Below are 21,215 nucleotides of genomic sequence, written 5' to 3' on the forward strand. Positions count from 1 at the left end.
TATGCAATTTTGCATCTCCACTTACAAATCACTAAAAAAACTTTACAATTCAAAGGATGACTAAATATACAATTTCTATTTAAAGTCTTGATGTAGTCTATACTATCAACCGCAATATTTTTTAAACCTTAAGAATACTTACACTCTTTAACACTTTCCTTATAAACATGATTTTTATAAGGAAATCTGATACAATTCTTAAATAATATTATTATGTATAGATATAACGAACATAGTGCATAATTAAAGAAGGTGATTTTATTGGAATTAAATAAAAATTTACAATTATGTATATTAATCGGAACATTAATATGCTATTCAATCTATTTTATGTTTTTCTATCTGTTCCCTACTCATTTTTCAAATTCAGATGTACGCTTCGCTTCACTTGTCGTTGAAGCCATTACATTTGTATCACTGATTTACTCTATATATTCTAAAAAAGTCAGTTCAAATCCGTTTTGGATATGTATTACAATAGCAATTGGTAGTTTTTTATTAGGGAAAATAGTATATACATATCAAGATAGCTTCTTCGAAATTCCAATACATCGTTTTACGGTTTCTGATGTATTTTACATGTTTTTTCTACTTTTCTGTCTTATCGCTTTCTGCTATAAAATCTTAAAGGAATGCAATAAATGGGAAAAAGCGTTCTTTATTTGTGATATATGCATAGTGCTTACTTCCATATTTACATTAGAATGGTATTTATTTAATCAACCAAATTTAAATATATTCGCTCTTTCACTAGGAGATGTTTTCCTTTCATTTTTATACCCAATTGCAGATTTATTATTTCTACTGCTAGGTGTTAGTCTCTTTTTCCGTCCAACAATTTTTAATTCCAAACGGAAAATTTATATCTTTATTTTTGTATTAATAAGTTCTGCAACTTTTAACTATATTTATTTTTACTTAAATAACCACTTATCAACTGAAACGATAATATTATTACGTCTTTTATATAGAATACCTATATTACTTATTGCAATAGCTGGCTCTATTTCAGAAGATCATAATAGCCATAAAAATTATTTCCTTGTAAACCCTATAATAGGAAAAAAAGCTTTAGTTGTATTTCCCTATCTTGCTGTTGCAATACTAATCGGGTTTACATTAAAAGAACAAACATCATCTTCCACTCTCATTACAGGAAATTGTATTACTTTTATTTTCGTACTCATTCGTCATTCTATCGTACGTATGCAAAACAATTCCTTAACAAAACGTTTGCAGGCATTTAATGCCCAACTAGAAGAAAAAGTTACTTTACGGACGTCTGATTTAGTTCATAAATCAGAGGCTCTTTCTCAAAAACAGCAAAAGTTTAAATCATTATATGAATATCATCCTGAACCTATCTTCACCATTGATTTAAATGGAATATTCTTAAATGTAAATAAGGCTGGGAGTGTACTACTTGGGGCACCAACGGATGAGTTATTAGGTGAAACTTGTTTTTCGATCATTTTAGATGAAGATAAGCATAAGCTAGCATTGGCATTAGAAAAAGTGAAACAACAAGAATCGGCATTCTTACAACTTAGTTCTCAATATAAAGATGGCTTTACTTATTTTTTATACGTTACAATCATTCCTATTATAATAGACGGACAAATTTCAGGAAGCTATATTATGGTGAAAGATATTACTGCACTAAAAAAACAGCAAGAAGAAATAAAATATTTAGCATTCCATGACACTGTAACGAAAATTGGGAACCGTGCCTTTTTCCATAAGAAATTAAAGAGAGTTATAAAAAATGCTAAAATAACAGAAAGCGAGTTTGCATTATTATATTTAGATTTAGATCGCTTTAAAGCAATTAACGATACACTTGGACATTCGTCAGGAGATTACATATTAGAAGAAGTAGCAAAGCGATTCGAATCATGTCTTCCATCACATGCTCATCTTTCAAGAATCGGTGGTGATGAATTTACAATCATAATTGAAAACTATACTGACGAAGATTACTTATTCCAATTATGTAACCAATTATTTAAATGCATGAAAAAGTCATTTATCATACATGAGCATAAATTAACTTTATCACTGAGTATCGGCCTCGCTATTTATCCACATTCGGGAATCGATACCGCTACACTTCTGAAAAACGCTAATGTTGCAATGTATGATGCAAAAGCAAAAGAGTTTAACTCTGTCTCTATTTATGACGATGTAATCGCTAAAAAAATTGAAAGACGATTACGATTAGAAAAAGATTTACCAAACGCTCTACAAAATGAAGAATTGTTCCTTTTGTATCAACCTCAAGTTGATAGTGAATCTAATAAAATTATCGGTGCAGAAGCTTTAATTAGGTGGAATCATCCTGAATTAGGTATTATTTCTCCATACGAATTTATTCCGATTGCAGAAGAAACACTACAAATTATTTCAATAGGAAAATGGACATTAGAGCAGGCTTGTAAGCAAATGAAACGTTGGCACGCACTCGGATATTCACATTTAAAAATAGGTGTAAATTTATCTGCTAAAGAATTTGAACAAGAGGATTTTGTAAAATCTATTTCTTCTACTTTAACAAATACTGGTTTACCAGCAAGCTCTCTTAATCTTGAATTAACAGAGCGAATTGCAATGATGGATGAGCGAGAAACATTGATAAAACTGCGTACACTAAAAAGTTTAGGGATTCACATTTCAATCGACGATTTTGGTACAGGTTATTCTTCGCTAGCCTACTTACCTTTATATCCAATTGATACGTTAAAAATCCCGAGAGAATTTATTACAATGTCTGAAACATGTGATGATGGAATGGAAATTATTAAAACAATCATCACATTAGCAAATACATTAGGAATGTCTGTCATTGCTGAAGGTGTAGAAACGAAAGAGCACGTAAATTTCCTTCAAAAAAATAAATGTCAGTTTATTCAAGGTTATTATTACAGTAAACCTATTCATATTCATGCATTTACTGAGCTATTAGAAAACGGCATTCACCCATAGTACATAGCCAATTGAAATAAATAATAATGAATTTGAACAAATATAGTAAAAAGGAAAGAAGATACCTTCTTTCCTTTTGTTTTCCTATTTACATTTCTATTACTTCACCACTTCATTTATTATATCTATTAAATGATGAATCCCCTCATCATTTGTTTTCTTATATCCATTCATGTTTTGAATATATTTATCCTTATTTGTATACAACTTATTTACTGCATGTATAAATGTATTCGTACTTACTTTGTCTTGGAGTATAACTTCCGCATATCCTTGCCGTGAAAAATATTCAGCATTTAAAACTTGATCTCCTCTACTGGAACTGTTAGTTAACGGGATAAGCAACATCGGTTTCTTCAAAAATAACAATTCAGAAATAGCAGTAGAACCCGCTCTTGAAACTACAACACTTGCCATATTTAGTATATGCGGCAACTCATCGCCTATATATTCAAATTGCATATACCCCTCCGTGCCAATAGATGGGTCTATCTTCCCTTTACCACATATATGAATAATATTAAAGTTTAATAGTATTGTATCTAAACATTCCCTTACCATATCATTTATCCACTTAGCACCTTGACTCCCACCCATAATTAATAATACTGGTTTATCTTGCTGAAATTCACAATATCTTCTTCCTCGTAATACATTACCCTTCTCAATTTCTTCCCTTACAATTGGTCCTACATAAACCTTCTTCTCCTTATTTACATTTTCTCCTGTCTGAGGAAATGTTGTGCATAGCTTTGTAGCAAAAGGTAATGCTATTTTATTGGCAAGTCCTAATGTGCTATCTGGTTCACGTATAATTATAGGCACACGATTTAACCATGCTCCTATAGCTACAGGAACTGAAACAAATCCTCCTGCTGAAAAGATAACGTCAGGCTTTGTTTTCTTAATTAATTTATAACTTTGTAAACAACCTCGTATAATTTTAAAAGGATCTTTAAAATTTTCCCAATCCCAATATCTCCTAAGCTTGCCCGTTGAAACACTATTGTATTTAACATTTTGCACTAATGATTTTTCAATTCCATTTTTGGATCCAATATACTCGACTCTCCAGCCTTTCTCTATAAATTTAGGAATTAATACAATATTAATCATAACGTGTCCGGCTGTACCGCCCCCAGTAAAAAGAATCGTTTTGCTCATAACTTATACCCACCTTTATTATTAAAAATCTTGCTTTATATTTACCTTTTAAATGTAAATAAAATTATTATTTTTTATATAAATCTTTAACTCCACCTCTATATCTTGTAAAAGATCTTTAATGAGTTCATAAAAATCATTTCCATACTCACTACACTCGTATTGAGCAAAGATTTGAATCACATATCTAGTTTCCGTCTCTAATGCTGACTTTATTTGATTAACCCTTTTTTCTTCTACATACGCTTGATATTTATGTATTGCCTCATAAAGACGCAATACATGCGCTTCTTCATCTCTCCAATCCAACGCATCAACAATTGAAAGAAATAGCGTATTTTGATTATCTATTATTTCATAATCATTCATATATTTCTTACACCCTTTTTTGTTTTTCATTGCATGCAGATGTCACTACACTTCGCATACTCAAGTACATCTTTTAATGATTGATGAAATTCAATTTCTGGGATCCAACCTAACCTTTTTATTTCCTCTATTGCTAAACTCTCATTTGAGTCGCTCCCACTTTTCTCTGTTTCCTCTATAAAAAAATTTAGCTGTGTTAATTCTTTATATTGTTCTAGTACATTTAACAAAGATCGTTTTACTCCTGATCCGATATTATATTGTTTTCCATTTATTCCATCTCGTAATAACACATGATACGCTTTAATCGCATCACGTACATCTAGAAAATCTCTACTATCTTTCAAACTGTTTACTTCAATAATGGATTTACTTCTACCTGATTCTATATCTATCATTTTCTTTGCGAGAATCGAACAAATGCCATTCGATTCCCCTGGACCAATTAAGTTTGAGGGCTTTGCAATGATAATATTTGAATCCATTAATCCTCCCCAAGCCTCTGCAATAATAACTTGCATCGTTTTACTTAAACTATATGGATTTGAAATTTTTATTTCGTTCATACTATCTGCTTGCAAAGCAGATCCTATAACTAATGTTCTACAATGCGAGGCTTCTTGCTTAATTGCTTCTAATAAATATAATGTTCCTATTACATTAACCTCTATATATTCAAGGGCAGCTGTCCAAGATTCTATAACCGAATTCCTTCCTGCTAAATGCAATACGTAGTCTGGCTTTATTTGTTTCATTACCTTCATTACTTCGCTCTTATTAGTTAAATTACAAGTAATACCATTTCTAATTTTTTCTCCATATGCACGATTTTGAAACATAGGAATTACATGAAAGCCCTGCTGTAAAAAATAGTGGCAAGCATGGCGTCCTGTGAAACCATTTGCACCAGTTATTAAAAGGCTCGCATTTTTTTTCATCGCAAAAACCCTCCTTTTAATAACATTTGTTTCACCTCATGTTTTGCAAGTAAATCTTGTTGAGAACTAAAACTCTTCACATCCACTAGAGGATAGCTTGAATAATATTGTTGAAGTCCTTGTATAGGAATAGTCGGTAGTACCACAAAATAATTTTGATCAAAACTTATACTTGTTTTACTCTCTACCTCAGATAGAAGCATTTCACTTAATTTTTCACCCGGTCTTATCCCTACCTCTTTTACCTTAACATTTTCTTTTCCGGAATCTTCAATTAATACTTCTGCTAAATCTGTTATTTTACATGCCGGCATTTTCATAACAAAGATTTCCCCGCCTCTACCTTGAGATACGGCTTTAAATAACAACCCAACAGCATCTTCAACTGTTAAGAAAAATCTAGTCATATTCGCATCGGTAATCCCTACTTGTGAAGATTTTTTAATTTGTTGTTTAAAAAGTGGTACTACACTTCCACTCGTTCCTAAAACATTTCCACCACGAACACAAATGAATTTTGTTTTCTTCGTTTGTATATTCGCATGAACCATTAATTTTTCACCAATTGCTTTTGTCATCCCATACGTATTTGATGGATCAGCTGCTTTATCAGTTGAAACATATATAACTTTTTCAACTTGCATCTGTATAGAGGCTTCAATTACATTTTGCGTACCATGTATATTGGTTTTTATAGCTTCATAAGGATAATACTCACATACTGGAACATGTTTTAAAGCTGCAAGATGGAACACATAATGTACACCTTGGCAAGCATAGACTAGTTGATCTTTATCACGAATATCTCCAATAATAAATTTTAACCTATCATCATTTATAAACTGTTGCTGCATTTCAAACTGAACCGTTTCATTTCTTGAAAAAATTCTAATTTCTTTCGGTGATTTTTCTAATAGTTGTTTTATAAGTTCATGCCCCCACGAACCTGTACCACCAGTAATTAAAATTATTTTATTAAACATTCTTCTTCCTCCTACGAAACATCTCAATTTAAATAATATTTATTGAATTATTTTCAATTGATTCAAATCATAATCGTCGTTTGTTACATTTAATTGACAAAATAAAAAAACAGAAACTATTAAACGTAGTTTCTGTTTTTCATTTCATCTCACAACAGTAAGATTTTTTATACTGTTTGCATGATAAATAAATTCCTTGTAAAAAAACACCGCTCATTTATTTCTTATACTCGTAATAAAATAAATAGAATGATTCATAGCCAATAATCATGTTTAAATTTATGAAAAAGGGAGGTAACAGAATGGACCGAAGCAATTCAAATCATCCATATAACGGACCTTCCAAAGCACTGCCTCTCTCCCTATTCGACGTAAAAAATGAATTGAAACAAAAAAGCAAACTTATTCCTTCTGACACCATGTATAAATTAACGAAAGAAGAACAACTCATCATCAACAAAATAAAAATACAAACAGAACAACTAAATAAAAATAATGTTACAAGAACACGCGCATACTACCAATTTTACATTCAATATCCAGAAATACATTGGGCACTGCTTGGACATATGGTATCACGTAACGGCGGTTGGAATATGACTGATTTAAAGGGCGATTTATATACGAGAATTTTATCAGAAAAAGATCAATTCATATTTTTTTCTTTTTTAGAAAGAGGGAATTGGCTTATTTTCCAAGATGTATATCCTCAATTTTTACTTTACGAACAAAGTGTAAAGAGATCACAAAAGTTATTTCACCTTCTTTCTCACCTAAATGTTTCTACATTTATGGAAACGATGTGGAACCATTTTTGGAAAACAGGTAACAAAAAAACTTTAGCGATTGCAACTATTATTAATGAACAAAACTACTTAGAAAAAAGAGTGATTCAAAATGGACAATTTAAAAAGACTGTACTAAATAGTATTGGATTTAAACTCTTTGATTTCTTTCAGTTTAATCATATCCTTTTCCCATTCTACGAAAATGATAAGAAACAAAAAGTATTACTATTTGGTGATACAATGAAACATTTCACTTCCTTACATGAACGGATATTAATTGGAAAAAGATTGTACTCATTATTATTTCGAGATACACATATTTTATCTCAAATAATAAGCTGGGCTCAACACCATCCGCATACAGGATCTAGGAAAGATTACTGGCCCCATTTATTTTCGAGTGTAAATGAATCTTTTTCCCGTGAGTTTTATAAGCGCCGAATAAAGAAATGCCAGTTACGAAATGATGCTTATCGCATATACAGCCCTGCACTCATCTATGCATGGCGAGATATGAAGCATGAAGAAGTTGACAATAAAGATTGGTTTACTGATTGGCAAGTTGTAAATTACTTAGTTGATAAGGAGGAAAATATAAATGGACAAATTACAGAAGACTACTGCAAAACACTCGAAAAAATTGAACTCGCCATTCTCGCAAAGAAAAATGTCCTCCTCCGAGAAGAAGAATGAGTTTCTAGCATTAGTAGTTACAACCTTTCTCTCTTCTATTATTGGAACTTGCTTAGATGCCTTTTTTGTTAATAAACAAATATATTCCTTTCCGGCTAGGCCCTTCTCATCCACATTTTCGGTTAATATAGCTTTTACATTGTTCGTACTGCCGATTTTAACAGTTATCTTTATACACATTTCAAAAAAATTATCTAAGGTTTCTAGAATTTTATTTATTATTTCAATCGGTATTTGTGCTAGCCTTTTTGAGCAGATTGCTGAAAGTTTAGGTTTATTTGTACATAGTGCGAATTGGAACCATACATATTCTTTATTTGGTTATATGATTTTTCATTCTTTTATTTGGAACGTATATAATTGGATAAAAAAATAAAGAGACCATTATAGGTCCCTTCTTAAGCATACTCTTCCGTTATTGCTAATGGTGCCAATGTTTGAAGGCTTTTAGAGCGTAAACGATAGGCAACGACTTTCTTCTTATATTGCTTAATGACATCAACATGTTCCTCATAGCTATATAGAGAAAATCTAATCTCTTTATTCCCTTTCTTCGTATCAATGACTATTGGTATCCCTTCTCCGTGCGGTGGGAAATAATGTTTATCTAAAAACAAAGCCTCATTAAATTCATGAATAACTTGTAGTTTCATTTCTCCCTCTATATTTTTTCCATCTATCGATATAGAAGTATTTTCCGCCTCAAGCTTTTGATGCAATTCAAATTTACTAATAATTGATTCTACAACAGAAGTGGGCATGCTAGAAACTAATACTTTAATAGCTCCAAAAACAAATAATGTAACTATAAACCATGTTGTCATTGTTATCATCTCCATTACATTTAAAAAATAAATTTCGTTCCATACGGTATTAGTATACTAATGAGTATGCCAGTTACAATCACATATCCATATTATGAAATCTCATTTAGCGTGTCGGCAAACCGTTTAATTCCAATTTGAATTTGTTCTATATTCGCTCTACCAAACGTAAATCGTATATATTCATTTTTCGAACCTAAAACACTGCCCGGAACAAATGCGACACCATTCCGTATAGATTTACCTAATAAGTTATATTCATCAAACTTTCCTTTCACTTTACACCATACATGTATTCCACCCTCGGGCACGAAACATTCAACTCGGTCTCCCAATGTTCCTTCAAGCTCTGCAATTAATTCATCTCTTCTTTGCTTCAATTGTCCACGAAGTATCGTAATGTGTGTATGGAAATCCTTTGATTCTAAAAACTGATTTGCTACCCACTGCGTAAATACACTATGGCCAAAATCAACTTGTTGCTTTGCATCTGCTAAACGCTCAATTACGCGCGTAGGACCAATTACCCAGCCAATACGTAATCCTGATGCAACAATTTTTGATAATGAACTTATATAAAGAACATTCCCATTTTGATCCATTGATTTTAATGTCGGATTCACTTCTCCATTAAATGAAGTTAAACTATACGGATCATCTTCTACAATAGGTATACCAAATTCAGAAGACAGTTCTAAAATCTTTTTACGTCTCGCTAATGAAAGCACAGTTCCAGTTGGATTTTGATAATCTGGATTCAAAAACACCATACGAATGCGATGCTTTTTGTGCAAATCGATTAAGTCATCTGGATTCATTCCATGCTCATCAACAGGTAAATGAAATATGTTTAAACCGGCCGATTTAAACATTGGAAGCGAAAAACAATACGAAGGATCTTCAATCGCGATCGCATCGCCAGGTTTTAATAAACATTGAACGATAAGATTAAGCGCCTGTTGTGCTCCAGACGTAATAAGAATAGAGCTTGAATCTGCTTCAATTTGTTTATATTGCTGAACATGTGCTGAAATTGTTTTTCTCAACATCTCATTTCCAAGTGGATGGTCATAACCGAGGTTTTCCATAAATGTTTTCTCTGACAAAATTGTTCGAAATCTATCACTTGGAATTAATTCTGGTGACAGTTCACCACTTGCTAAATTAATTAAATCATCTTTTTGTGTTTCCGTTCGAATTTGTTGAACGAGTGGTACGTTAGGTAAGAATGATCCGTCCTCCACGTACCTACCCCAGTTCGGTATTCGTTTATGTGAGACACCCCATATGTCTGTATTGACCCGTGTTCCGCTTCCCTTTTGCCGTTCTACTACTCCAAGTGATTTTAATTCTTCATACGCAGCTACTATTGTACTCCGGTTCACCTGTAATCCCTTTGCCAATATACGCTCAGAAGGTAACTTACTATCAGAAGGAAATTCACCTGAAGAAATGCCTCTTTCAATATAATCAGCAATTTGTTTATATACAGGTGTCTTATCTGCACGATTTGGTTTCCATTCCATCTAGTTCCCTCCTTTCAAAACGAACTATCCTCATTTTTTACTAACAGTATTCACCGTAAAAATAGTATTAATTAGTCACATTTTCTTATCCGTAAATGGATATATCCAAAATAGTTCTCTTTCTGATTACTCGATAGCTTCTGAAATTCCAACTTCATACTCTCATTTCAGTTCTTTCACAAACTATCAAATCATTACCACATACCATGTTACCCCAACCAGTAGAACAAAAAGAAGAAGAATATAGATTGCAGATAAGTTTTTCACATTTCTTTTTGTAGACTTGCCGTAATTCTCCTCCACGTTTCTTGCAACTAGTACAGTCCCAAATAGCGATACAATTACAATAATAACGACTAGTGAAATTGCAAAACTCATTGTCTTTTCACCTCTCTAAGACCCATCTATTTTAATTAAAGAACTTACATAAAAACCTTCCTCTTTAAAACGCTGATAACATACTACCTTTCTTCTCTTATCATAATAGATGTTTGTAAAAAGCGGACCAACCACTTTCGCGTTTTTTTGCTCATCCACTTAAAAATAAAAAGCAACTGATCACTTAGGACCAGTTGCTTTTTCGCAAGGTTAATTATATCCATTTTCCACTTGAAATTAACCCGATTTAAAAGTTTGATTTTTTCATAATGAAAAGTATCGTTCACACCATTTACAAAAAAAGAACCTATGAAGGTCCTTTTTCAAATTATACAACACAGCACTATGTTGAGTATCTTAAAGTTTATACTAATGATAAAGTGAAACTTTAATCAGTCTTCACCAATCGGGCTTTTACGGGCAGCAGGCCCCTACCTAACTTCTTTGCTTCCGCTGAATTTTGAGGTAGGGGTCTTACTGCCCGGCAAATAGCGGGATAAATGTTAATAGACTTATTCTTCAATAATGAATTGTGAAATTAGCATTTCTAAATTTTCGACTTTCTTTTTCATTTCATTAGATTTCGTCGTTATTTCTTGAATCAATGTGGCTTGTGCTTGAATTGATTGTACCGTTCGATTCGTTTCTTGTGCGACTTGTGTTGCAGTTTCAGAAACTATTGACAAAGAGGCATTTACTTCTTCTGTCCCAGCAGACATTTCTTCTGTGGCAGCAGACACTTCTTGAATTTGGGTCGTTATTCTATTAATATCTTGCATAATAGATGAAAATGCGAGTTCTGCCTTATGCGCTGCTTCTTTACCACCACTAGCCTGTTGTTGACCTTTTTTCATTACATGAACTGTATCCTCTGTATCTTGATGTATAAAACGTATTAAATTATTTATATCATTTACAGATGTTTTAGATTTCTCAGCTAGACCTCTTACTTCAGCTGCAACTACTGCAAATCCTTTTCCATTTTCTCCAGCACGTGCTGCCTCAATTGCAGCATTTAAAGCAAGTAAATTCGTTTGTTCCGCAATATTAGTAATAACATCTAACGCTTCTTCAATTTGTTGTGTACGCGTAACAAGTCTATCAATGACCTTAGAAGTTTCTTCGACAACTTCATTCACGCTATTCATTTGATGAATAGATTGTTTTATAACTTCACTACCAGAGTTTGCTTGGTCTATTGTTGCAACAGCAACTTCAGCAACCATCGCTGAAGATTCAGCTACTGTTTGAACACCAGTTGCAATTTCTTCCATTGAAGTTGAACTTTCTTGAATACTAGTCACTTGTCCCTCTATTTCTTTATTTATTTCAGAAGTAGTTCGAACAACCTCGTTTTATATATGTGCTGCCGTTTTCGTCTCTTGTAGCATATTTTCAGTTGAAACAATCACTTCTTTCGCCGTAACCTTCACCTGACCGACTAATTGTTGCAAGTTATCTAACATACTATTAAAGGACTGTACAATATGGCCTAATTCGTTCTCGGATTTATAAGAAGTTCGAATTGTTAAATCTCCAGCAGATACTCGTTCCATATCTTTTTGTAATAATACAATTGGTTTTTTTATAGCATTTTTTGTTATAAAACCAATAAAAATGATTATTATGATTCCAACAAATGAAATAATTACAAATGTTATGATTGTATTTTTCACACTATTAACATTCTCTTTTTGTAGCTGTTCAGCAGCATTATTATTATATAAAATAAGTTCACGAATAGACTGAATTGTTTTTTCCATATTAGGGTCAATTTCTTTTAAATAATAGCTATAGGCTTCTTCATTATTAGTCAGTCCCAAATCTTGTGCTTTTTTCATTTGTACTCTTAAATCTTTAAATTGACTTTGAAACGCATTATACAAATCTTTTTCTTTATGAGAACTAATTCTAGTTTCAAATTGTTTTAACAGCTCATCATTTTCTTTTCTAGTCTTATCCATTTCTATTATGAGTTCTTTCATTCTTTTTTCATCTTTCGATATCATAATCTCCATAAAATTCATATTAACATGGTAAAAATTTGATTCTACAATTCCTATCCATTCAATTGGTAATAGTCTTTCTTCATACATACTAGAAGATGCATTTTCACCTTTTTGAAGCCCTAAAAACCCGAGTGAAGATAACATAATACAAGCCAAACTCGATATAATGACTAACACATTTAATTTCGTTCCAATTTTACTATTTTTAATAAAAGACAACAAAATCACTACATATATATATTATATTTTACTTGTTTTATATTACAACAACAATTGACATTTATCGACATTTATCGACATTTTTTTATTAATCTTATAATTATATTCGAAGAACTTGATTCTCATACTATCAAATACTAAAAAGTCTTATGGGAATTCCACAAGACTTTTAATAGAGTTATATTGTTTCTATGAAATTATGATAAAAATTAAAGCGACTTATTAGTTCTTATAACTTCTTGATAGAGAATCGGTGACCACTTATCACTAATATAATCTTGGATAACCCAACCAACTCTTTTTGGATTCTCTTGTTTAATATATGCCGCGATCTCGGGATTTATATAAGACGCATAATAATATGGACTATTCCATGCTGTACCACCCGAAGACAAGCTTGTAAAATTAATATATAGATGATTTAAATCCTCGCTATTGTTCATCGTTTCATTGATTGTATCTTTAATAGATTTTACTTTCTCATCATAACTCACTTTATATTTATCTTGTACTGTTACATTTACATTTTTGTTTACAGTTGTGGTAAACGTCTCATTATCTGGCCAATAAAAATTATTATATCCTCCAGATTCATTACTGCCACTATATCTTTTTAGTAGTACAATTTTCCCACGAGCATCTCCAAGTTTTATATTTCCTTCTGTTTTTAAAAAGATAGGATCAACAAAATAATTTTTTTCAAACGTACTACTAAATGAATCTTCTGCCCCTTTCATATCCTCATACTCTTTTTTTAAAGACATAATAATTGTTTCACTCGGGTTATCTTTTAAAAATTGTTTCGCTTCATTTATGAATTCATGCAGTGTTACGTAAAGATATAATGGCCCATGATGAAGAACTATCGTATTATCATCTGTTAAACGTCCTCTTATATCAAAAATGCGAGCTCCATGGTCCATTTGATAGCGAAAATCATATTCTTGCGTCATTCCCCACACTTGCTTAATCGGATTTTGCAACTTGAACGTCCCACTATCGTGTGTTCCTGGAATTGAAATTCGTGCTAACGGAATATTATCAGGTATAGGTTGCATCCATTTTGACCAATTTTCAAGCTCATTAACAGAGCTAGCTGCAATTACTCTCTTATCATGTAAAGCAAATACAAATGTGATAAATATTGTACTACATATGAATAATTTCAAAATTAACTTCTTATTTCTCATTATTATCCCTCTCTTTTTCTGTTTTTATATCAAACTTATTGAATATAATATAAGCTAGTTCATAAAAAATAAATAACATTTCATCAATATGAAATATTGCATAGAAGTAAAGTTAAAAAATCATTCACATATACTAAATTAGAAAAATTTAAAGGAACTTCATCTGAAGTTCCTTTTACTTATTTTATGTTCAATACGTATGAACCATCTTTATTCTCATATTTATAGACGTATAAATAATATTTACCTGGCTTTGCATTATAAGTTCCTTTAACTACATTTCCTTCATTTTCACCATATGCTACATAGTTATTTAAATCTGATTCATGATGAAGTACCCATGTCATTCCGATATTTTGTTCATTTAGTAGAGAAATATTAATATTTTCCGGCGATTCAATTTGGAAAGTAAAAACATCTACTCTATCACTATTATGTAGCGTTCCTTTCACCGGTGTATGAAAGTTAACTTTATTTGCCTGTCTAGGCTCATTATTTGGTTCATTTTCTGTTACTTGTAATTCATTCCCACCGTTTGGTTTTCTTTGTTCATAGCCTAAGTTTACTAGTATAGACTTCAAATCTGGTAAAACACCAATTTTATCTGCATATGGATCTTTAGATTTTGTTCCTGTGCTCCGGTTGCTTAATATTGCTCTTAGTTCACTAGGTCTATATGGTTGTCCTAAATTTTCTTTAGCAATACTTTGTACTAAAGTCGCTGCCCCAGCAATAATTGGCGAAGCACTAGATGTTCCGCTAAAGCTTGAAGTATAAAGATTTACAGCACTTCTACTTTGCTCGGCTGTAGTTGTATCTACATTTTCTCCCCATCCGTACACATCAATACGGCTTCCATAATTCGAAAACCACATACGTTCATGAGGGAAAGATGAAGAGCCAGCTCCTACCATAATTGCACCCGAATCTTTAAAATCTTTACTATTACGATTTAAGACTTGCTTACCTTTTCTATCTTTGAACTGGTCTAAATCATTCCACCCATTTGCTCCAGCCTCTATAATTACAATCCCCTTATCTGTACCAGCACGAATTGCATCAAAGATATCTGGCTGTACTTCAACAGGTAAATATTTATCACCATATCCATCGAAAGATGCTTGCGCCTCTAACAATAAAACATCCCCAGCTTCTAACTGATTTACAGCGCTTAATATTCCATCAGCCGTATTATACTGTCCGTTATCTCTTATTTGAGAGATAACCTTTGCTTTCGCTTTTGGCGCAATCCCAATATTCCCAACTTCATTGTCCTCAGAGGATACAATTCCTAGTACAGACGTCCCATGACCGACATGCTGATCTATATTTCTTCCAGACATTAATTCAATTTTTTGATGTAATAAATCCTCATGATTTAATAACCATCCGTATTCCATATCAACAAAAGTAATACCATTTCCATTACCACCTTGAATTCCCCAGGCGAAAGGCGCATTAATACCGTATGGGGCCGCTTCAAGATAACCTTGTTTTTTAAATCTAGGATTGTTATTAGGATTAAGAGCTACACTTGATGATTGCACTTCAGGTGGCATTATTTTCTCTTGTTTCTTCATATACGCATCTTCTATTAAAGAAGATGCCTTTAACTTATCTACTATTTCTTCTTCATACCCACTATTTTGATTTTGAAGAATATAGTAGTTTAATAAACTTGTAGATACATGATTAGGTGCTTTCACTTCAAGGTTTTGTATTTGTTCCGGGCTTACAGATGTGAATAAACGAGTAAATGTTACATCTGGATATTCTGTCAAAAGATCTTTTATTACTTTATCATTCGTTTGAGATTGTATTTGTTTTTCAATACCATCTTCATATGGCAAATCCAAATCCGCTTTAAATTTCACAATGATTTGCTTATCTGTTTCTTGTTCTATCCCTGATTTAATCTGCTGTTCTATAGAATCAGCATGTACACTATTGATAGTACCTCCTGTTCCTAAAAGTGTTGTAATGATTACAGTTGATGCACACACTTTTTGAAATATCTTCATTACATTAATCCTCCTATTAATAATAATAATAATAATAATTAATCATTACATTAATATATAATGATTTTATTTCTATAACGTATTTCTTTTCTACTAAATAGATTATAGTAATCAGAAATATGAACTTCAATGTATTTTCATATGCAATATTTCATATTCGGACTCTACACTACACGCATATGAAACTTATAGTGATTATTTATTTTATATGTGCTAATATACTTACATTAATATATTACGCATATATACATTCCAAACTACATTACTTAATAGTTTCACCTTAATTTTTTCTTAGGAGGATTTACAATGAAATTACTAAAAATCAAACATATAATCCCTTTATCTGCGGCTGCAATTACATTCGTATGTAGTCAAAGTACAGCTGAAGCTTCTACCATTCATACAGTAAAAAAGAACGATACACTTTGGGGCATTAGCAAACAATACGGAGTTTCAATACAATCCATTAAACAGGCTAATAATAAAGGAAACGATCAAACATTTATTGGCGAACAGTTACATATTCCAGGGTCCGTGAAATCAAATGAAATCACTGTTCCTCAAAACGCCAAGCCTGCGAACATTTCTGGACAAATTATTTATCAAGTACAACCGGGAGATTCATTAGAATCGATAGCAAAGCGTTACAATGTCACTGTCCAATCTATAAAACAAATTAACAATACAGTCGGAAATAAGCTTTATACAGGACAACATTTAAAAATCAACTCAAGCATTTCACAAAAAGAAAAAGACTTAATGGCACGCTTAGTTACCGCTGAAGCAGGTGGCGAATCCTATAAAGGAAAAGTAGCAGTAGCGAAAGTTATACTAAATCGTGTGAATGCAAAAGGTTTTCCAAATACAATAACAGGCGTTATTTATGAACCTATTAAATACGGATATGCATTTACTCCTGTTACAGATGGAAGAATTAATCAGCCTGCAAGCGCAGAAGCAAAAATGGCTGTAGAAGAGGCTATCTCCACAAATGGAGTACATTCTGACTGGCTTTATTTCTACAATCCAAAAACATCAACAGACAAGTGGATTACGACACGTCAAACAGTAGCAGTAATCGGTAACCATGTTTTTGCTAAATAAGATTTAAAATCATTAACAGACCTCTTCACTTAAAAGGTCTGTTTTTTTCTATGTAAAATGTTATTAATCATATGACATAGTTATTTTTTAAACTGTTTCTTCTTTCAAATAAAAATTTTTGTATTTACTCCACCACTCGTAGAAATTAATAAAGCATCAAGTTCAAAAACTCTCACTTTATTAATAAAAGCTATTTCTTAACTTCATAAAATTGTTATACACTAGAAAAATAAAAAACAAACTATTCGTTAGCAGGTGGAAGAATATGTATGATGTTACGATTATCGGCGCTGGAGTAAGTAGCATTTTTATGGCTTATTCACTAGCTAAAAGTAACAAAAAAGTTTTAATTCTTGATAAAGGTAAAGCGCTAGAAGAACGCCATTGTCCGTTAGACGAAGGAAAGGCGTGTAATTGTACTACATGTGATAAATATTTCGGGTTTGGTGGTTTAGGAAAATCTGAAGGGAAATTTAATTATACAAACGGATTTGGCGGAGAACTTGAGCAAAAAGTCGGTAAAGAGGGCTTTATACAACTCATGGCTGAAGTAGATGAAATTCTATGTCAGTTTGGTGGAAGTTCGGTTTCAAAATATTCTACTGAAAATTCAAGTCTCACTAAGAGAGCTGAAGCGTGTGGTTTACAAATACTAACAACAGAAGTAAGACATCTTGGTACTACACTTTCCAGTAATATTTTTCAGCAGCTCTATGACTTTTTACTTACGAAAATAAAGATCCAATTTCATATAGATGTACAACATATTCTGAAACAGGAAGATTATTTTACAATAGAGACAAATCAAGGAACAGTTCAAACTAAGCAACTAGTATTTGCAACTGGGCGCTCTGGGGCCGATTGGTTAAAAGAAATGTGCAGTTCCCTAAATATTTCTCAGAAGCAAACACGTGCAGATTTAGGAATTAGAGTAGAAATGAAAGAACATCAATTACGTTCTATATTAAAAGATACTTTTGAAACAAAACTTTCTTATCAAGGTGAGCATTTCACAGCAACTACTTACTGTATGAATCCAAAGGGACGCATCATTCGAAAGTACGAAGAAGGTTTAGTTATGCCTGACGGTCAAAATTTTCGAGAACAAGGAACTGGCACTTCTAACCTAAATTTCACTTTATTTATTCCTCGCTATTTTCCAACTCTCAAAGAAGCAAATGTATACGCAAGTTCAATTATTAAAGGCATTAACCAAGGACGAGATCGGATTGTTATACAGCGCTTAGAGGACTTACTAAAGAAACAACCTACGGTGGAAAACAGCATGGAACATAATCGTATACAGCCTACACTACAGGGGGATTATGGAGATTTGAATCAAGAAATCCCTCAATTATATATTGAAGGGCTCAAAGAATTTTTATTCCGTTTAGAACAATTTATACAAGAGCCTATCGATCAACATACTTTACTATATGGAATTGATGGAAAGTTCTATGCTCCTACGATAAGAATTAATAATCATTTTGAAACTAGTATACATGGGCTATTTTTAATTGGAGATTGTTCAGGCGTTACGCATTCATTATCTCAAGCAGCTGCAAGTGGTCTGTATGTTGGAAAGTACTTATCTGACATTTAATTTCTATCATTAAAATGTCAGTCAAATATTTTCAATTTCAAAACACTTTACTTACATATAGTAAAAGTATATTAATAAGCCCCCTATCCTTCCCAGCTAATGATTAACCGACAAAAAATCGGGATTTTACAAAATACATGTGTAATATAACTGTATAATTAAAACGATTGGCATTCAATTCTAATAAATTGAATGTCAACAGTTTTAAAAGTCTCTATCCATTTTCACCTTTATTTGTTCGATATTTTGTAACATCATCATAGTGTTTAATATGGTAGGATGTCTATAAGTCAATTTCACTACAACTATGACTTGTTCTGCCCGTTTCTCAAAAAGAGTTATATTTATGCTACTACGCTTTAAAAATCCCCATTGTATATATATGAATACTTCAAATTATTCCCTTTAGAAAACAAAGTCTAAATGGTTCATTACACTCTAATAGTTATAAAAACATAATATATAACTTTAGTTAAATAAATTATATAAAGAAGGTGTAAAAATGAATAACAAAATAAATTTACAAATGCAAAATATAAGTTTTGTTATAATAATGGCTTTAGCAGTATGGTTAAAAACATATCTTATTACGCGATTCAGTTTTGATTTAAAAATCGAGTCTTCAACGCAAGAGCTCATTTTGTTTATTAGCCCTCTAGCCGCATCATTAGCATTTATTGGATTAGCATTATTTGCAACTGGTGAAAAGCGAAATTATATAGCGCTCTGTATTAATTTCTTATTAACAATCGTGCTTGTTGGAAATGTAATGTTCTATGATTTTTATAGTGATTTCGTTACATTACCAGTACTTGGACAAACCTCAAACTTTGGCCAATTAGGCGCCAGTATTATAGAAATATTAAACTACAAAATTATACTCGCATTCGTAGACATTGTTTTCTTCTTTATTTTATTAAAAAAGAAATCATTGGTCTTTAAAACAGAACGTGTAACTCATTCTACGCGCTTGTTATACTTTCTTTTAACGATTGGTGTATTCTTTGCAAATCTACATCTTGCAGAAAAAGAGCGCCCTGAATTATTAACAAGATCATTCGACCGAGTCATGCTTGTCAAAAATTTAGGCTTATATACTCACCAAGTATACGACTTAACACTGCAAGTAAAAGCTGGGTCACAAAAAGCACTTGCTGATAGTAGTAAATTACAAGAAACTGAAAACTACGTAAAAGCAAACCAAAGCGAGCCAAACCCTAATATGTTTGGTGCAGCGAAAGGAAAAAACGTAATTGTCGTCACTCTTGAATCCTTGCAGACCTTCTTAATAGGCGCATCAGTGAACGGGCAAGAAGTTACACCATTCCTAAATGAATTCATAAATGAAAGTTATTACTTTGATAACATTTTCCATCAAACTGGTCAAGGGAAAACATCTGATTCTGAATTTCTAATCGATACGTCGTTGTATCCATTAAATCGAGGAGCTGTATTCTTTACACACGGTAACAATGATTATACTGCAACTCCAGAAATTTTACGTCAGCAAGGTTATTTCACTTCTGTATTTCATGCGAATAACGCAACATTTTGGAATCGTAATATTATGTACTCTGCTCTTGGTTATGACCGTTACTATAATGAACTTGATTACAAAATCACGCCAGAAACAAATTTAAATTGGGGATTAAAAGATATCGAATACTTTGATCAATCAGTAGATATATTAAAAACTGTTAATCAACCATTCTATGCTCGTTTCCTTACTTTAACAAACCATTATCCATTTACGTATGATGAAGATACAAAATTCATTGAACCGTACAACTCTGGTAATGGCGTATTTGATCGTTACATCGTAACAGCACGTTACTTAGACGAATCCATTAAAAAATTTATTGAACGTCTAAAGGCCGAGGGGCTTTACGATAATTCTATTATTGTGTTATACGGTGATCATTATGGCATTTCCGAAAAACATAATCGTGCAATGGCACAGTTTTTAGAAAAAGATCAAATAACAGAATTTGACACTTTAAATTTACAACGTACACCTTTATATATTCATATTCCTGGACAAACAGAAGGTCAAACTATTTCAAAACCTACGGGACAAATCGATATGAAGCCTACTATTCTAAATTTATTAGGTGTTGATTTTACGAATGATATCCGTTTTGGCCATGATATGTTTTCAGATGAATATACTGGCTTTGTTGTTTTACGTGATGGTAGCTTCGTTACAGATAAGTATGCATACAAAAACAACACTTTCTACGACCGTATAACGGGTGAAATTGTGGATTTACCAAAAAAAGAAGCTCAAGCCCTCATTAAACGTGCACAAAATGAATTACGAATGTCTGACAAAATTATTGAAGGCGATTTATTACGTTTCTCAGAAAGCAATAAAATTAAAACTGGCGAAGTACAAACTAAAATTAAAGAAACAGAAAAATAATC

General features: G+C 32.1%; 15 protein-coding genes and 1 pseudogene. 6 read left to right on the forward strand and 10 right to left on the reverse strand.

All coding sequences use genetic code 11. From position 1 onward, the window contains the following. Window positions 1–261: 261 nt before the first annotated feature. The gene (locus tag BAQ53_RS17545; RefSeq protein WP_208906127.1) at window positions 262–2,982 is read left to right on the forward strand and encodes a putative bifunctional diguanylate cyclase/phosphodiesterase; all 2,721 of its coding nucleotides are present in this window, start codon (window positions 262–264) and stop codon (window positions 2,980–2,982) included. A 99-nt stretch (window positions 2,983–3,081) separates the two neighbouring features. Here BAQ53_RS17545 and BAQ53_RS17550 read toward each other — a convergent pair whose 3' ends face one another. Genes BAQ53_RS17550 through BAQ53_RS17565 form a run of 4 tightly spaced genes read right to left on the reverse strand, consistent with a single transcriptional unit; the run spans window position 3,082 to window position 6,436 of the window. Then, window positions 3,082–4,146, reverse strand: a complete 1,065-nt coding sequence (locus BAQ53_RS17550; protein ID WP_208906128.1) for an undecaprenyldiphospho-muramoylpentapeptide beta-N-acetylglucosaminyltransferase — start codon at window positions 4,144–4,146, stop codon at window positions 3,082–3,084. 48 nt (window positions 4,147–4,194) lie between these two features. Next, window positions 4,195–4,545: a DUF6572 domain-containing protein gene (locus BAQ53_RS17555; RefSeq protein WP_002101267.1), complete on the reverse strand. Its 351-nt coding sequence runs from the start codon at window positions 4,543–4,545 to the stop codon at window positions 4,195–4,197. Then, window positions 4,542–5,453 carry an SDR family oxidoreductase gene (locus BAQ53_RS17560; protein WP_208906129.1) on the reverse strand — a complete coding sequence of 304 codons (912 nt, stop codon included), beginning with the start codon at window positions 5,451–5,453 and terminating at the stop codon, window positions 4,542–4,544. Before BAQ53_RS17560 ends, BAQ53_RS17555 begins: the two co-directional genes overlap by 4 nt. Next, the gene (locus BAQ53_RS17565) at window positions 5,450–6,436 is read right to left on the reverse strand and encodes a UDP-N-acetylglucosamine 4,6-dehydratase family protein (RefSeq protein ID WP_208906130.1); all 987 of its coding nucleotides are present in this window, start codon (window positions 6,434–6,436) and stop codon (window positions 5,450–5,452) included. The genes BAQ53_RS17560 and BAQ53_RS17565 overlap by 4 nt, the downstream gene beginning before the upstream one ends. 302 nt (window positions 6,437–6,738) lie before the next feature. Here BAQ53_RS17565 and BAQ53_RS17570 point away from each other — a divergent pair, with 302 nt between their 5' ends. Together BAQ53_RS17570 and BAQ53_RS17575 are read left to right on the forward strand one after the other, a co-directional pair. Further along, window positions 6,739–7,917, forward strand: coding sequence for a DUF2515 domain-containing protein (locus BAQ53_RS17570; protein WP_208906131.1), 1,179 nt, complete (start codon window positions 6,739–6,741; stop codon window positions 7,915–7,917). After that, window positions 7,892–8,293, forward strand: a complete 402-nt coding sequence (locus BAQ53_RS17575) for a CBO0543 family protein (protein ID WP_033672769.1) — start codon at window positions 7,892–7,894, stop codon at window positions 8,291–8,293. The genes BAQ53_RS17570 and BAQ53_RS17575 overlap by 26 nt, the downstream gene beginning before the upstream one ends. 22 nt (window positions 8,294–8,315) lie before the next feature. Here the strand turns inward: BAQ53_RS17575 and BAQ53_RS17580 are convergent, their stop codons facing one another. The 6 genes and pseudogenes from BAQ53_RS17580 to BAQ53_RS17605 all read right to left on the reverse strand — a co-directional run bounded on the left by BAQ53_RS17580 (window position 8,316) and on the right by BAQ53_RS17605 (window position 16,084). Beyond that, complete coding sequence (locus tag BAQ53_RS17580) at window positions 8,316–8,741, reverse strand: YfmQ family protein (RefSeq protein WP_000214631.1); 426 nt, start codon at window positions 8,739–8,741, stop codon at window positions 8,316–8,318. A 92-nt stretch (window positions 8,742–8,833) separates the two neighbouring features. Continuing rightward, window positions 8,834–10,267, reverse strand: a complete 1,434-nt coding sequence (gene pdxR, locus BAQ53_RS17585; RefSeq protein ID WP_208906132.1) for a MocR-like pyridoxine biosynthesis transcription factor PdxR — start codon at window positions 10,265–10,267, stop codon at window positions 8,834–8,836. 186 nt (window positions 10,268–10,453) lie between these two features. Further along, the gene (locus BAQ53_RS17590) at window positions 10,454–10,645 is read right to left on the reverse strand and encodes a hypothetical protein (protein WP_000006462.1); all 192 of its coding nucleotides are present in this window, start codon (window positions 10,643–10,645) and stop codon (window positions 10,454–10,456) included. A 512-nt stretch (window positions 10,646–11,157) separates the two neighbouring features. Continuing rightward, a pseudogene (locus tag BAQ53_RS17595) lies at window positions 11,158–12,873 on the reverse strand (methyl-accepting chemotaxis protein). A 209-nt stretch (window positions 12,874–13,082) separates the two neighbouring features. Further along, window positions 13,083–14,063, reverse strand: coding sequence for a phosphatidylinositol diacylglycerol-lyase (gene plcA / locus BAQ53_RS17600; RefSeq protein WP_208906133.1), 981 nt, complete (start codon window positions 14,061–14,063; stop codon window positions 13,083–13,085). Window positions 14,064–14,242: 179 nt separating this feature from the next. After that, window positions 14,243–16,084 (reverse strand): S8 family peptidase, encoded by a 1,842-nt coding sequence (locus BAQ53_RS17605; protein ID WP_208906134.1) that lies wholly within the window; start codon window positions 16,082–16,084, stop codon window positions 14,243–14,245. Between the two features lie 306 nt (window positions 16,085–16,390). Between BAQ53_RS17605 and BAQ53_RS17610 the strand changes: the two genes are divergently transcribed. The 3 genes from BAQ53_RS17610 to BAQ53_RS17620 all read left to right on the forward strand — a co-directional run bounded on the left by BAQ53_RS17610 (window position 16,391) and on the right by BAQ53_RS17620 (window position 21,213). Further along, window positions 16,391–17,188 (forward strand): cell wall hydrolase, encoded by a 798-nt coding sequence (locus BAQ53_RS17610; RefSeq protein ID WP_000771012.1) that lies wholly within the window; start codon window positions 16,391–16,393, stop codon window positions 17,186–17,188. A gap of 265 nt (window positions 17,189–17,453) precedes the next feature. Continuing rightward, a complete protein-coding gene (locus tag BAQ53_RS17615; RefSeq protein WP_208906135.1) occupies window positions 17,454–18,791 on the forward strand; it encodes an NAD(P)/FAD-dependent oxidoreductase in 1,338 nt (445 codons plus the stop codon). Between the two features lie 502 nt (window positions 18,792–19,293). Further along, a complete protein-coding gene (locus BAQ53_RS17620; protein ID WP_208906136.1) occupies window positions 19,294–21,213 on the forward strand; it encodes an LTA synthase family protein in 1,920 nt (639 codons plus the stop codon). The last annotated feature ends 2 nt before the right edge of the window (window positions 21,214–21,215 follow it).

The sequence above is a fragment of the Bacillus sp. B25(2016b) genome, from assembly GCF_001679765.1.
GTDB classification, from domain to species: domain Bacteria; phylum Bacillota; class Bacilli; order Bacillales; family Bacillaceae_G; genus Bacillus_A; species Bacillus_A thuringiensis_K.

Bases quoted from the DNA above. Each gene is read 5' to 3' on its own strand.
- BAQ53_RS17550 (WP_208906128.1), bottom strand. From the start codon at position 4,146: ATGAGCAAAACGATTCTTTTTACTGGGGGCGGTACAGCCGGACACGTT.
- BAQ53_RS17555 (WP_002101267.1), bottom strand. From the start codon at position 4,545: ATGAAAAACAAAAAAGGGTGTAAGAAATATATGAATGATTATGAAATA.
- BAQ53_RS17560 (WP_208906129.1), bottom strand. From the start codon at position 5,453: ATGAAAAAAAATGCGAGCCTTTTAATAACTGGTGCAAATGGTTTCACA.
- BAQ53_RS17565 (WP_208906130.1), bottom strand. From the start codon at position 6,436: ATGTTTAATAAAATAATTTTAATTACTGGTGGTACAGGTTCGTGGGGG.
- BAQ53_RS17570 (WP_208906131.1), top strand. From the start codon at position 6,739: ATGGACCGAAGCAATTCAAATCATCCATATAACGGACCTTCCAAAGCA.
- BAQ53_RS17575 (WP_033672769.1), top strand. From the start codon at position 7,892: ATGTCCTCCTCCGAGAAGAAGAATGAGTTTCTAGCATTAGTAGTTACA.
- BAQ53_RS17580 (WP_000214631.1), bottom strand. From the start codon at position 8,741: ATGACAACATGGTTTATAGTTACATTATTTGTTTTTGGAGCTATTAAA.
- pdxR (WP_208906132.1), bottom strand. From the start codon at position 10,267: ATGGAATGGAAACCAAATCGTGCAGATAAGACACCTGTATATAAACAA.
- BAQ53_RS17590 (WP_000006462.1), bottom strand. From the start codon at position 10,645: ATGAGTTTTGCAATTTCACTAGTCGTTATTATTGTAATTGTATCGCTA.
- plcA (WP_208906133.1), bottom strand. From the start codon at position 14,063: ATGAGAAATAAGAAGTTAATTTTGAAATTATTCATATGTAGTACAATA.
- BAQ53_RS17605 (WP_208906134.1), bottom strand. From the start codon at position 16,084: ATGAAGATATTTCAAAAAGTGTGTGCATCAACTGTAATCATTACAACA.
- BAQ53_RS17610 (WP_000771012.1), top strand. From the start codon at position 16,391: ATGAAATTACTAAAAATCAAACATATAATCCCTTTATCTGCGGCTGCA.
- BAQ53_RS17615 (WP_208906135.1), top strand. From the start codon at position 17,454: ATGTATGATGTTACGATTATCGGCGCTGGAGTAAGTAGCATTTTTATG.
- BAQ53_RS17620 (WP_208906136.1), top strand. From the start codon at position 19,294: ATGAATAACAAAATAAATTTACAAATGCAAAATATAAGTTTTGTTATA.